The sequence below is a fragment of the Neorhizobium puerariae genome (assembly GCF_042429745.1).
In the GTDB taxonomy this organism is placed as follows: domain Bacteria; phylum Pseudomonadota; class Alphaproteobacteria; order Rhizobiales; family Rhizobiaceae; genus Neorhizobium; species Neorhizobium puerariae.
This window is the reverse complement of record NZ_JBHMAA010000007.1, coordinates 1-12238: the sequence shown is the minus strand read 5'-3', so window position 1 is coordinate 12238 and position 12238 is coordinate 1. Positions and strand designations below refer to the sequence as shown.

Sequence of the window (12238 nt, the reverse complement as noted above, 5' to 3'; positions counted from 1 at the left end):
AAGGACAGAGCCATGAACGCCGACGCAAAGACCGAAATCAAGGGCAAGGAACGCTATCGGGCGGGCGTCCTGAAATACGCGCAGATGGGTTACTGGAACGGCGACTACGAGCCGAAGGACACCGACCTCATCGCGCTCTTCCGCATCACGCCGCAGGACGGCGTCGATCCGATCGAGGCAGCGGCAGCGGTTGCCGGCGAAAGCTCGACCGCCACCTGGACCGTGGTCTGGACCGACAGGCTGACCGCCTGCGACCAGTACCGCGCCAAGGCCTACAGGGTCGATCCCGTGCCCGGCACGCCGGGGCAATACTTCTGCTACGTCGCCTACGATCTCATTCTCTTCGAGGAAGGCTCGATCGCCAACCTGACGGCCTCGATCATCGGCAACGTCTTCTCGTTCAAGCCGCTGAAGGCCGCGCGTCTTGAAGACATGCGGCTCCCCGTCGCCTACATCAAAACCTACAAGGGCCCGCCGACCGGCATCGTGGTGGAACGCGAACGGCTGGACAAGTTCGGCAAGCCGCTGCTCGGCGCGACGACCAAGCCGAAGCTCGGCCTTTCCGGCAAGAACTACGGCCGCGTCGTCTATGAAGGCCTGAAGGGCGGCCTCGACTTCATGAAGGACGACGAGAACATCAACTCGCAGCCCTTCATGCACTGGCGCGACCGTTTCCTCTACTGCATGGAGGCCGTGAACCACGCCTCCGCCGTCACCGGCGAGGTCAAGGGCCATTACCTCAACGTCACCGCCGGCACGATGGAGGAAATGTACCGCCGCGCCGAATTCGCCAAGGAACTCGGTTCCGTCATCGTCATGGTCGATCTCATCATCGGCTGGACCGCGATCCAGTCGATGGCGGAATGGTGCCGCCAGAACGACATGATCCTGCACATGCATCGGGCCGGACACGGCACCTATACCCGCCAGAAGAACCACGGGATATCCTTCCGCGTCATCGCCAAATGGCTGCGGCTTGCGGGCGTCGACCATCTTCATGCCGGCACCGCCGTCGGCAAGCTGGAAGGCGATCCGTTGACCGTGCAGGGCTACTACAATGTCTGCCGCGAGATGAGGAACGGGGTGGACCTGCCGCGCGGCCTTTTCTTCGAACAGGACTGGGCGGACCTCAAGAAGGTCATGCCGGTCGCCTCGGGCGGCATCCATGCCGGCCAGATGCACCAATTGCTCGACCTCTTCGGCGACGACGTGGTTCTCCAGTTCGGCGGTGGCACGATCGGCCACCCGATGGGCATCCAGGCCGGCGCCACGGCAAACCGCGTGGCGCTGGAAGCCATGGTGCTTGCCCGCAACGAGGGCCGCGACATCGCCAACGAAGGTCCGGACATCCTGCGCGCCGCCGCCAAATGGTGCAAGCCGCTCGAGGCCGCGCTGGAGACCTGGGGCAACATCAGCTTCAACTACACCCCGACCGATACGTCGGACTTCGTTCCGAGCGTAAGCGTCGCCTGAGACAGCGAGAGAAGCCAGACGAAACAACAGAAAAGGAGAACCGAAATGCGCATCACCCAGGGCTGCTTCTCGTTCCTGCCCGACCTGACGGACGAACAGATCACCGCGCAGGTGGAATACTGCCTGCGCAAGGGCTGGGCCATCGGCATCGAATATACCGACGATCCACACCCGCGGAACACCTATTGGGAAATGTGGGGCCATCCCATGTTCGACCTTCGGGACGCCAAAGGCGTGATGATGGAGCTCGAAGATTGCCGCAAGGCCTATCCGCAGCACTACATCCGGCTCAACGCCTTCGATTCCACTCGCGGTCTCGAAACGGTGACCATGTCCTTCATCGTCAACCGCCCGGAAAACGAGCCGGAACTGACGATGACCCGGACCGACGTTCGCAGCCGCTCGCAGCACTATTCGTGGGCGACTGTCCGCTGATCGAAACAACGGCATGAAAGGGAGGAAGGACGATGGCCATGCCAGAGAAAATCCCGGATGACGAAAGCCCGCCGGCGGCAGTCGATCTCAGGGAGGAATATCGCACCTCCGGCGTGAGCGACATTCTCGACGAACTGGACCGGCAACTCGTCGGCCTGAAGCCGGTGAAGCAGCGCATCCGCGAAACGGCAGCGCTGTTGCTGGTCGAGCGGGCACGCCGCGCGATGGGGCTTTCCCATGAGCCTCCTTCCCTGCACATGAGCTTCACCGGCAATCCCGGCACCGGCAAGACCACGGTGGCGCTGCGCATGGCCGACCTGCTCCACCGGCTGGGCTATATCCGCAAGGGCCATCTGGTTTCGGTGACCCGCGACGATCTGGTGGGCCAGTATATCGGCCACACCGCACCCAAGACCAAGGAAGTCCTGAAGAGGGCCATGGGCGGCGTGCTCTTCATCGACGAGGCCTACTACCTCTATCGCCCCGACAACGAGCGCGACTACGGCCAGGAAGCGATCGAGATCCTGCTGCAGGTCATGGAAAACAACCGCGACGACCTCGTGGTTATCCTTGCCGGCTATTCCGACCGCATGGACCGCTTCTTCGAGAGCAATCCGGGTTTTCGTTCGCGCATCGCCCACCACATCGACTTCCCGGATTACGACGACCGGGAACTGCTCTCCATCGCCGAAAGCATGCTGGAACGGCAGGGTTATCGTCTCGACCGGGGGGCGGTGACCGTGATGGCCGACTATATCGCCCTCCGCCGTGGCCAGCCGCATTTCGCCAACGCCCGCTCCATCCGCAATGCGCTCGACCGGGCACGGCTGAGACAGGCCAACCGCCTGTTCGAGGAGGCGAAGGGGCCGGTTGACGCCGAGCAGCTTTCGACCATCATCGACCGCGACATCGCGGCAAGCCGCGTTTTCACCATGCCCATCCAGAGCCGGGAGGTATCGCCATGAGCCAGGACATCATCATCGCGCCATCGGTGCTTTCCGCCGATTTCTCCCGGCTGGGCGACGAGGTGGAAGCCGTCTGCCGCGCCGGCGCCGACTGGATACATCTCGACGTGATGGACGGCCATTTCGTGCCCAACATCACTTTCGGCCCTCCGGTCATCAAGGCCATCCGCAACCGCACGGACAAGGTTTTCGACTGCCACCTGATGATCGAGCCCGCCGATCCCTATCTCGCGGCCTTCGCGGAAGCGGGTTCGGACTACATCACGGTCCACGCCGAGGCCTGTACCCATCTCGACCGTTCCCTGCAGGCGATCCGCGACCTCGGCCGCAAGGCCGGCGTCTCGCTCAATCCCTCGACGCCGGAAAGTGTCATCGAATATTCACTTGATCGCGTCGACCTCGTGCTGATGATGACCGTGAACCCCGGCTTCGGCGGCCAAGCCTTCATTCCCTCTGTGGTGGAAAAGGTCCGGCGGGTGAAGTCGATGATCGGCAAGCGGCCGATCATGATCGAGATCGACGGTGGCGTTACGCCACAGACGGCGCCGCTGGTCGTGTCCGCGGGAGCCGATATTCTGGTCGCAGGCTCCGCGATCTTCAAGGGCGGAGAACAAGTCTATGCGGGCAATATCGCCGCACTGCGCGAGGCATCGGAAAGCGTCCGCAAAGCCGCCTGAAACCAGCAAGGGAGAAGACAATGGCAGCGACGGCTCCTATTTGCGATTTCGGCTGGAAGGCTGTGGATGCCCGCCTCATCGGAACAGAAGGCCGGGCTCACTCGATCTTCGATCTTGCCGGGCCGAACGGGCTCGTCGTCGCCTTCATCTGCAATCACTGCCCCTATGTGAAGGCCGTGATCGACAGAATCGTCCAGGATGCGCTCCATCTCGAAAATCACGGGATCGGTTTCGTGGCGATCAATTCCAACGACGCCGGCGCCTACCCGGAGGATTCCTTCAAGAACATGAAGCTTTTCGCCGAGGAGCACGACTTTCCCTTCCCCTATCTCCATGATGAGGACCAGTCGGCGGCCCGGACCTATGGCGCCGTCTGCACCCCAGATTTCTTCGGCTTCAACGGAGAGCTGGAACTCCAGTATCGCGGCCGGCTGGACGCTTCCCGAAAAGAAAAGGAGGCCAGCGGCCTTCGCCGGGACCTCCTTGACGCGATGATCCAGATCGCCCGGACCGGCCAAGGCCCTGTCGAACAGCAGCCTTCCATCGGTTGTTCGATCAAGTGGAAGGCCGGCAGCGCGGCCGACGACTGGTCCGCCGTGACCGCTCGCTCCTGAAACATCGGAACCCGGAAATTACTCCGTACAGGCTGGACTCCCGGCCAAACACCCCCAGGCCCCGCCCGCCTTCCGCGGGGCAAGAGGAAGGACGGGCGGTTTGCGGGAGGAAGCAGGCCTGGCCTCTCGCGAGAACGAGGATGCAGGAATGTGAGAGCGGTTTTCCGAAGGACTCCCGCTCTCCCCTTGCCTGACATGGACCTTGTCGAGACCTTCCGGCCGAGCGGCCCGAAAGCCGCTGGCCTATGCAGCCAGCGCACCCGACTGCTTGGCAATATGTGTGGCGATCGCGTCCATCAGCGCGGGCGACAGGGAGTCATAGGGCGGCAGGCCGAGCTCGTTGAGACGCGCCCGGATCTCCGGCATCCTGTCGGGGCTGACGCCGCTCTCGATCACCGAGGAAACGAAGGCCGCGAATTCCGGCGGAGACCAGCCGGTCTCGTCGCTGAGTTCCGTGTGGACGAAATCGAGACCGTAGAACGGATGCTTGGTATTCTCGATGCGGCCATACATGTGGGTGCCGCAGTCCTTGCAGGCATGGCGCTGGATCGTTGCGCCGGAATCGACGACATAGAGCTTCTCCTCGCCCGAGGCGACCTTGACCTTGTCGCGCGACACCACGGCGATCTGGGCGAAGATGGCGCCCTTCGGCTTCCAGCATTTGGTGCAGCCGCAGGCATGGTTGTGCGCCGTCTGCGCACCGATCTCCACCGTCACGGGGCTGGTCGCGCATTTGCATTTCAAAGTACCGCCGGAAAAGTCGGCCTTCGCTGGTGGCCAGCCGTTATCGATGGACGGATGCAGCTTGATCATGGGGTCCTCCTCGGGTTTCGACGCCTCCGGCGTCATCATTTCGAGGACAGGATCGGGGCAAAAAGGCCCGGCGACAATATAGCGGAAAGTGTCGGTTTTCCGTGCTGTCGCGGCTTTCAGCGCCCCCTCGACCGCAGCATGGCGCGGGTGGGATCGTAGCCCCAGAGCGCCGCCAGCATGAAGACCGTGAAGCAGCCGACGACCCAGGCAAGCGCCTCGACATCGAGTTTTCCATAAAGGGCGAAACGGATCAGTTCGACGGCATGGGTGAAAGGGTTGTATGCGCAGATATCGCGCAGCAACGGTGAGCTCTCCGCCATCTTCCACAGCGGATAGAGCGCCGAGGACAGGAAGAACATCGGGAAGATGACGAAGTTCATGACGCCGGCGAAATTCTCAAGCTGGCGAATGGTCGAGGAAATCAGCAGGCCGAAGGCGCCGAGCATCAGGCCGCTGAGAAGCAGGGCCGGCAGCACGGCCAGATAACCGGAAGGCGGCATCTCTATGCCGGTCAGCGCTGCGATGCCGAGGAAAACCATGACTTGCAGGATGGACACGATCACGCCGGCAAGCAGCTTGGAAAACAACAGCCACCAGCGCGGCAGGGGCGACGTCAGCAGCAGCCGCATCGAGCCCATTTCCTGGTCATAGACGAGCGACAGCGACGACTGCATGCCGTTGAACAGCTGGATCATTCCGCACAGCCCCGGCACGATATAGACCTCATAGGTGATGTAGGTCTGGTAGGGCGGGATGATCGAAACACCGAGCGCCGCACGAAAGCCGGCCGCGAAGACGAGCAACCAGACAAGCGGCCGCACCAGCGCCGACAGGAACCGGCCGCGCTGCCGGATGAAGCGCAGGTTCTCGCGGGTTATGATCGCCAGAAGCGAAGTGATCCACGGGCTCATGCGCTCCCCTCGCTGCCTTCGGCGGTCATAGAGAGGAACGCCTTCGCCAGCCCTTGCCCGCCTGCGAGATCGGCGGCGGCGCCGTCGCTGAGGACCCGGCCCCGATGCAGCACCACGACCTGATCCGACATGGCGATCTCGTCCACCAGATGCGTCGCCCAGAGCACGGCAAGTCCGTCATCGGCCAGCCGGTGGACATGATCGGTAATCGCCTGCCGCGAGGCGGCATCGAGCCCGACCGTCGGTTCGTCCAGCAACAGGATATCCGGACGATGGACAAGCGCGCGGGCGATCTCCATGCGCCGGCGGTGGCCGCCATTCAGCGCCCGCACCTGCTCGTCGGCGCGCTCCGCCATGCCGAGCTGCTCAAGCGACCGCTCGATGGCATCCGTCGCCGTCTTGCCCGAGAGCCCGTGCAGGCCGGCGAAATAGCGCAGGTTCCGCCGCACCGTCATATCGAGGTCGAGCGTCGGCTGCTGGAAGACGACGCCGATACGGGCCAGAGCGGATCGCGGGAAGCGCGCGATGTCGAAACCGGCGATACCGATCGTTCCCTCGTCCGCCACGATCAGGCGTGTCAGCAACGCGAAAAGCGTGGACTTGCCGGCTCCGTTCGGCCCGAGCAGCGCACAGAAACGTCCGGGCGACACCTCGAAACTGACGTCGTCCAGCGCCCGCCGCTCGCCGTAACGATAACCGACATGACGGATATCCAGCCCCTTCATGGACCAGCCTCCCGATGCGCAACTTTATCACGGCCGTGTTCAGCGAGCGTTGCCGGATGGCCGGCAAGCCTGGACAGACGGCCGGCGAGCCGTTCGGCCTCACCGGCGGAATGGGTCACCAGGATGACGGCCGGCCGTGTTTCCGCAATCAGCCTCTCGGTGAGTTCCAGCATCTCCTCCGCGGTCTGCGGATCGAGCGAGACATAAGGCTCGTCCATCACCAGCAATTCCGGCCTGCCGGCAAAGGCACGCGCCAGCGCCAGCCGGCGCTGCTGGCCAAGCGACAATTGCCCCGGGAAAAGACCGGCCTTGTCCACGATGCCGATCCTGTCGAGCGCAGCAAGCGCCGCTTTCCCGCCGAGGGCGGGATGCACGATGGTCAGGTTCTGCAGCACGCTCCGCCAGGGCAAGAGCACCGGCTCCTGAAACACCATGGCGATATTGGCCGGGCGCTCGATCTTGCCTTCGAAAGCCGGATCGATGCCCGCTATCAGCCGGAGAAGCGTCGACTTGCCGACACCGGACGGCCCGAGAATGGCGACGGATTCGCCGGCTGCCATTTCGAAACGGACATCCTTGAGGATGACATCGTCTCCAAAGGCCTTGCGCCTGACATCGACCCTGATCATGCCGTCCTCCAGCGCCGCACATGCCGCTCCGCCGGCTGCAGCAGCAGGGCTTCGACGACGAGCATCACGGCGATGAAGGTCAGCGCATAGACCAGCACCATGGTGACGTCGAAGAGCTGGAAATAGAAGTGGATCTGGAAGCCTATGCCGCTGGAGCGGCCGAGGAACTCGACCACCAGCACGATCTTCCAGATCACCGCGATGCCGGAACGGGCGGCCCCCGCGACAAAGGGTGCAAGCTGCGGCATCACGACGTGGCGCAGCCGCGTGAAGACGCTCATGGGATAGACCTTTGCCATGGCGTCCAGATCCGGATCGAGCGCCCGCGCACCCTCGCGAACCAGGGTCGCGACATTCGGGATCTTGTTGAGCACGACGGCCAGGATCGCCGCCGTCTCGTTGAGGCCGATCCACAGATAACAAAGCACGATCAGCACCAGCGCCGGCAGATTGAGGAAAACCACCAGCCAGGGGTCCAGCCAGCGGTCGACCGAGGGAAAGCGTCCCATCAGAAAGCCGATGGCCGCGCCGATCAGCATGGCTGGAACGAAAGCGCAGATCACCCTGAACAGCGTCATGCCGAGATGATAAGGCAGGGCGCCCGAGCCGACGGCGCGGGCGAACGGTTCGAGCAGCGTCCATGGCTGCGGCAGGATGGTCGCATCGCCCGTCAGCCCTGCGGCAACGATCCAGAAGAGCAGGATCAGACCGAGCGAAATGGACCGGATCACCGCCGGATTTCGAAGGGCATCATTCAAGGTGGAGGAACACTCCTTCCGGCAGAGTGGTGGCCTTGCCGACCAGTTCCTCGCCACCGAGATCGGCCATGATCTTCAGGAAGCGATCAGCCGCCGCCTCGTCGATGGGCCGGCCGCTCGGAATCCCGGCGCGATAACCTTCGCGGAGGGCTGCAAATTCCGTATCGTCGGCGGCGTTCATCTGGCCGCGCAACGCCTCCCAGGCGGCATCGTCGCTGCGCAGCAGATCCTTGGCCGCAAGCGAGGCTTTGTAGAGCCCGCGCGCGATCTCGGGATGGGCCTTCACATATTCGCCCTTCAGGACATAGCCGAGAAGTGGCGTATCCGGGTCGAGGCCAAGCGCGGTGGCGGCGTCGGCGACGGTGACCAGATCACGCATGCCCTTCGCCTTCATCTTGGCGAGAAAATGCCAGAAGTTGATCGCACCGGCGGTTTCGCCGGATAGGGCCGACTTGAAGATCAGCGGCGGCGCGCCGAACACCTGCTCGGTCTGGCCCGCAAGGTCCATGTTGTATTTCTGCTTCGCATAGGCCCTGAGGATCAGCCAGCTCTTGTCGAGCGGCCCCCCGGCAATGCCGATCTTCTTGTCCGCGAGGTCCGGCAAGGCCTTGACCGGGCTGTCCTCCCTGACGACCAGTCCGCCCACTGCGCGCGAATAGGGAATGAACACATAGTTCTTGCCCGCCGCGCGCTGATAGGCCACCCAGATCCAGTCGGCCACCATGGTATCGGCTTCGCCGCCCTCGAATGCGACGCGCGTCGCGCCATTGTCGGCATAATCCTGCACGGCCATCTCGAAGCCGTTCTTCCGGTCGAAGCCATTGGACTTGATCGTGCTGATCTCCCAATTGACCGTGCCGGATGCCAGCATGGCGGCGCGCAGCTTCGGCGGTTCCTGGGCCAATGCCTGTGTGAACCCCACCGCCAGCAGGCAACCTGCCAGAAATCCCTTGAGCGCCTTCATCGTTATCGACCTCCCTGGAACCACCCTCTCCCGCCGCCACGTTTCCGGACCGTTCGCCGACCGGACAGAAAAAGAGCCATAGCGTCCTATTCCTTGCGCTTGTCCGCAACCGTCAGGTCGGCGTTCAGCTTCATGTCGTACTGCCCGTCGGCGCAGAACACGTCGTCCAGTTCGAACCCGCCGTCATCCGCCTCTATATTCACCGGATCGACCTCGCATTGCATGGTCTTCAGCACATCGAGGATCGCCTTCTGCTTGTCGGCCGTCACCTCCTGAGCAAAGGCGCCCAAAGGCAGGGCCAGGATGGCGGAGAGAAAAGTGATTTTCATCAAACGGCTGGTCATCGATTGATCCTTCTGCAACAGGACTACTGAATGGCGATCTTTATCTTCTGGCTGTCGCTCGCCGTGTTCGGGATTCGGACTTCATAACTGCCGGGCTTGATGGCGATGAACGAAAGAGTGGCAAGGCCGGCCTTGTCGAATTCCAGGCTGTCGATCGCCATGGGCCGCACCTCGATGCCGTTGATGACGATCTCGTTCATCCAGATCGCTCGGAAGAATTCCGGCCCGGCGATCGCCAGTTCCGCCGAACCGTCCGCGGTGATCTTCATCTCGTAATAAGCGCCGGATTGCAGCTTCACCTCACCCGCGCCAAGCGGCTTGCCGGATGAGAGCGTAAGCTCGATAGGCTCACCCCGATTGCATTTGGCAAGCAGGCCGGCAAAGCCGAGCTTGTCGCAGAGAGGCGAGGCCAGGGCCGGCGTATCCATCAGCATCCCCGTCGCCGGGACCGTCATGAGTGCGGCCAACGCCGCGATCACCACCTTATGCATTTTCGAAACCCTCCCGATAAATATTGCCTGTCAAAAGATCAGTCCGGCGCAACGACCACGCCCCATGGCTGTTCGCCGACCGGAACCGAGCGAATGACCTTTTCCGCCTTCACGTCGATGATGCTGACGTCGTTGGAATTGCCGTTGGTGACAACCAGGAAATCCTCCTGCGGGGTGAAGGCCATCTGCCAGACCCGCTGCCCGACGAGCAGATAGTCGAGCACTTTATCCGCCGCCGCATCGACCACCGCGACGCGGTTCGCCGGTCCGAGCGCGACGAACACGCGCGAGCCGTCGCGGGTCGCCTTGACCCCGACAGGCTGCAGCCATTCGTGCAGAACACCCGGAACCTCGAAGGTGATCTTCTTGTCGACCTTCGGCTCGCCCTCTCCACCGAGGTTGATGACGGAAACCGTCCCCCCGATTTCGGCGCTGACATAGAGCTTCTTGCCGTCGGCGGTGAACTCGGCATAACGCGGCCGCTGGTCGACCAGCACATTGTGCACGATCTCGTAGCTCGAAGTGTCGATGAAATGCGCCATGTTGGTGGTTTCGGACGTGTTGATCAGCGTCCTTGCATCCGGACTGACGGCAACGCCCTCGGGCTCGACGCCGACCGGGATTTCCGCAAGCACCTGATGCGTCCTGGTGTCCACCACCGTCACCAGATTGTCGTCCTCGTTGGCGATGTAGAGCGGATTGCCGGACGGATGCAGCGCGAAGAGTTCCGGATCGGGACCGGACGGCAGCGTGTACAATTCCTTGTAGGTCGCCGGATCGAACACCCGCACCGTGTCGTCATCCGACGCGCAGACGTAAAGCTCCTTGCCGTCCGGGCTTATGGTGATACCGCGCGGCCGGTTGCCCGCGGGAAACTCACCGATCTTCTCCCAAGTGTTGCTGTCGAGCACGGTGACGCTGTTGCCGCGCTCGTTGGTGACGAACACCTTGTTGGCGAGCGCCGGCTGGCTCATGAGCAGGGCAAGGGGCAGGATCACGAAGGCTGGCTTCAGCATGCTATCCTCCAAAGGCGTGGCAGGAGGTTTCGGGCGCGTCGATCCCCAGGGTGTCGAGCGGGGAGAACTGGTGCAGATAGCCATCCTGCGGCGAGACGGAGACGGTGATGCGCCCGTCACCGAGCAGGATCGGCTGCCGCATCTGGCCGTTCCATGCGCGGAACGTCAGCTTCTGCCCCTTGAAGGCGGCAAGGTCGAAATCCGTTGAAAGCGCATAACCGCGGATCGATTTCGGATCGGCCTTGCCGGAGCGAGTGACCGCCTCGCCGATCACCCGCATGGCTAGCCAAGCCTGGTAATCTTCCTCTCGCATGCTGCGGCCGGCAAGCTTTTCGAAACGCCGCTGGAACTGGGTCGCGCCCCAGGATTCGTGCGCCGGATGCCAGGAGAGCGGCATCAGCCCGGCTGAGCCGACCACCGGCCGCGGGTCCCAGGAATGATAAGGCAGATAGGCCGCGAAGACATCCGTCTCGTCGGCGGCAACCGTCACGTCATGCTCCCTGGCGTTCTGGGTGAAGACCGGAATCTGCCGCTGGACCTGGACATGGCCGGTATCGGTGCGCCTCGCGCCGCCGGTATCGACGAATTCGCGCTCCTCGACGATCTTGGCGCCGAACTTGGCGGCCGATCTGCGATAGCTTTCGGCGAGCAGCTTGTCTTCGGGGTGAGAGCCATGGATCAGCAGAAGCCGCGACCATTTCTTCCACATCAGAAACTGCACGACGCCATCGGTCAGCATCGACCGGCTGGGGGAAACATGCAGGACGTTCGCGCGGCATTCCGCATCGCGCAGGGCATCGTCGCGAGCGCCTGCATTGAGGATCAGCACATCGGGGCCTGCACGATCCGCGAGCTGCTTCAGCGTCTCGCCATCGGAAATCACCGCAATGAGGCCGATGCCCGAGGCTTTCAGGGCATCCAGCGCCGCAGCGGCTTCCGCAGACGGAACTGCCCTGGTGGTAAGCTTGTAGTCCATGCCCGTGAAGGCGCCCGTGGTGCGGTTGTCGTCATTACCCAGCGTGGCTCCGGCGATCCCCAGATCGGCTGGCGCGACATCGAGCCGCGAGATCGGCGGCGGCATGCTGCGATCGACCCGCAGCAAGGCGACCTTGACCTCCAGCGCCCGCGAAGGGGACGCTGCAAAAAGCACAAGGCAAAGGGTGGCGAGCGTAAGCCGCAGGTTAGACATTGCCGGAATGACCTCCCAATCTTCCTGACAGTCCCAAAGGCGAGGATAACAGTCAGGGTTGTGCAGAGGAACCGATACTTATGGATCGTGGCATCGCAATTTCATCATGCTAGGCCGTAGCGACGAATTAACTATTTGAGCCAGATGGCGATAGCGGCGATTTTGACGAAGCCCATGAAGTTTGCGAGCAGCTTGTCGTATCGTGTGGCGACACGTCGGAATTGTTTGAGCTTG

15 protein-coding genes and 1 pseudogene are annotated in these 12238 nt (G+C 62.8%); 5 read left to right on the top strand and 11 right to left on the bottom strand.

Translation table 11 applies throughout. The features are described 5' to 3' along the window. Nucleotides 1-12: 12 nt before the first annotated feature. The 5 genes from ACFFP0_RS04895 to ACFFP0_RS04875 are packed head-to-tail and all read left to right on the top strand — an operon-like array spanning nt 13 to nt 4164. Nucleotides 13-1473, top strand: a complete 1461-nt coding sequence (locus tag ACFFP0_RS04895) for a form I ribulose bisphosphate carboxylase large subunit (protein WP_377257114.1) — start codon at nt 13-15, stop codon at nt 1471-1473. Nucleotides 1474-1518: 45 nt separating this feature from the next. After that, entirely contained in the window at nt 1519-1908 is a 390-nt protein-coding gene (locus tag ACFFP0_RS04890) for a ribulose bisphosphate carboxylase small subunit (RefSeq protein WP_377257111.1), read from the top strand. 32 nt (nt 1909-1940) lie between these two features. Next, nucleotides 1941-2873 (top strand): CbbX protein, encoded by a 933-nt coding sequence (gene cbbX / locus ACFFP0_RS04885; RefSeq protein WP_377257108.1) that lies wholly within the window; start codon nt 1941-1943, stop codon nt 2871-2873. Further along, on the top strand, nt 2870-3550 hold the full coding sequence (rpe, locus tag ACFFP0_RS04880; protein ID WP_377257105.1) for a ribulose-phosphate 3-epimerase: 681 nt from the start codon (nt 2870-2872) through the stop codon (nt 3548-3550). The genes cbbX and rpe overlap by 4 nt, the downstream gene beginning before the upstream one ends. 20 nt (nt 3551-3570) lie before the next feature. After that, the gene (locus ACFFP0_RS04875) at nt 3571-4164 is read left to right on the top strand and encodes a thioredoxin family protein (protein ID WP_377257102.1); all 594 of its coding nucleotides are present in this window, start codon (nt 3571-3573) and stop codon (nt 4162-4164) included. Between the two features lie 243 nt (nt 4165-4407). On the opposite strand, the gene gfa is transcribed toward ACFFP0_RS04875, so the two are convergent. The 11 genes and pseudogenes from gfa to ACFFP0_RS04820 all read right to left on the bottom strand — a co-directional run. Beyond that, nucleotides 4408-4977 (bottom strand): S-(hydroxymethyl)glutathione synthase, encoded by a 570-nt coding sequence (gene gfa / locus ACFFP0_RS04870; protein WP_377257099.1) that lies wholly within the window; start codon nt 4975-4977, stop codon nt 4408-4410. Nucleotides 4978-5093: 116 nt separating this feature from the next. Then, complete coding sequence (gene pedC, locus ACFFP0_RS04865) at nt 5094-5888, bottom strand: lanthanide ABC transporter permease protein PedC (RefSeq protein ID WP_377257096.1); 795 nt, start codon at nt 5886-5888, stop codon at nt 5094-5096. After that, a complete protein-coding gene (pedB, locus tag ACFFP0_RS04860; protein WP_377257092.1) occupies nt 5885-6613 on the bottom strand; it encodes a lanthanide ABC transporter ATP-binding protein PedB/LutE in 729 nt (242 codons plus the stop codon). The genes pedC and pedB overlap by 4 nt, the downstream gene beginning before the upstream one ends. Continuing rightward, on the bottom strand, nt 6610-7242 hold the full coding sequence (locus ACFFP0_RS04855) for an ABC transporter ATP-binding protein (protein WP_377257089.1): 633 nt from the start codon (nt 7240-7242) through the stop codon (nt 6610-6612). Before ACFFP0_RS04855 ends, pedB begins: the two co-directional genes overlap by 4 nt. Further along, nucleotides 7239-8000 (bottom strand): ABC transporter permease, encoded by a 762-nt coding sequence (locus tag ACFFP0_RS04850; protein ID WP_377257085.1) that lies wholly within the window; start codon nt 7998-8000, stop codon nt 7239-7241. Before ACFFP0_RS04850 ends, ACFFP0_RS04855 begins: the two co-directional genes overlap by 4 nt. Then, a complete protein-coding gene (locus tag ACFFP0_RS04845) occupies nt 7993-8964 on the bottom strand; it encodes an ABC transporter substrate-binding protein (RefSeq protein WP_377257082.1) in 972 nt (323 codons plus the stop codon). Before ACFFP0_RS04845 ends, ACFFP0_RS04850 begins: the two co-directional genes overlap by 8 nt. 86 nt (nt 8965-9050) lie before the next feature. Continuing rightward, on the bottom strand, nt 9051-9308 hold the full coding sequence (locus ACFFP0_RS04840; protein WP_377257078.1) for a hypothetical protein: 258 nt from the start codon (nt 9306-9308) through the stop codon (nt 9051-9053). A 23-nt stretch (nt 9309-9331) separates the two neighbouring features. Then, nucleotides 9332-9799, bottom strand: a complete 468-nt coding sequence (locus tag ACFFP0_RS04835) for a cupredoxin domain-containing protein (protein WP_377257075.1) — start codon at nt 9797-9799, stop codon at nt 9332-9334. Nucleotides 9800-9837: 38 nt separating this feature from the next. Then, complete coding sequence (locus ACFFP0_RS04830; protein WP_377257072.1) at nt 9838-10815, bottom strand: YVTN family beta-propeller repeat protein; 978 nt, start codon at nt 10813-10815, stop codon at nt 9838-9840. A gap of 1 nt (nt 10816) precedes the next feature. Next, nucleotides 10817-12004, bottom strand: coding sequence for a lanthanide ABC transporter ABC transporter substrate-binding protein PedA1 (gene pedA1, locus ACFFP0_RS04825; protein ID WP_377257069.1), 1188 nt, complete (start codon nt 12002-12004; stop codon nt 10817-10819). Nucleotides 12005-12135: 131 nt separating this feature from the next. Further along, nucleotides 12136-12238 (bottom strand): annotated as a pseudogene (locus ACFFP0_RS04820) (IS5/IS1182 family transposase); the annotation flags it as partial.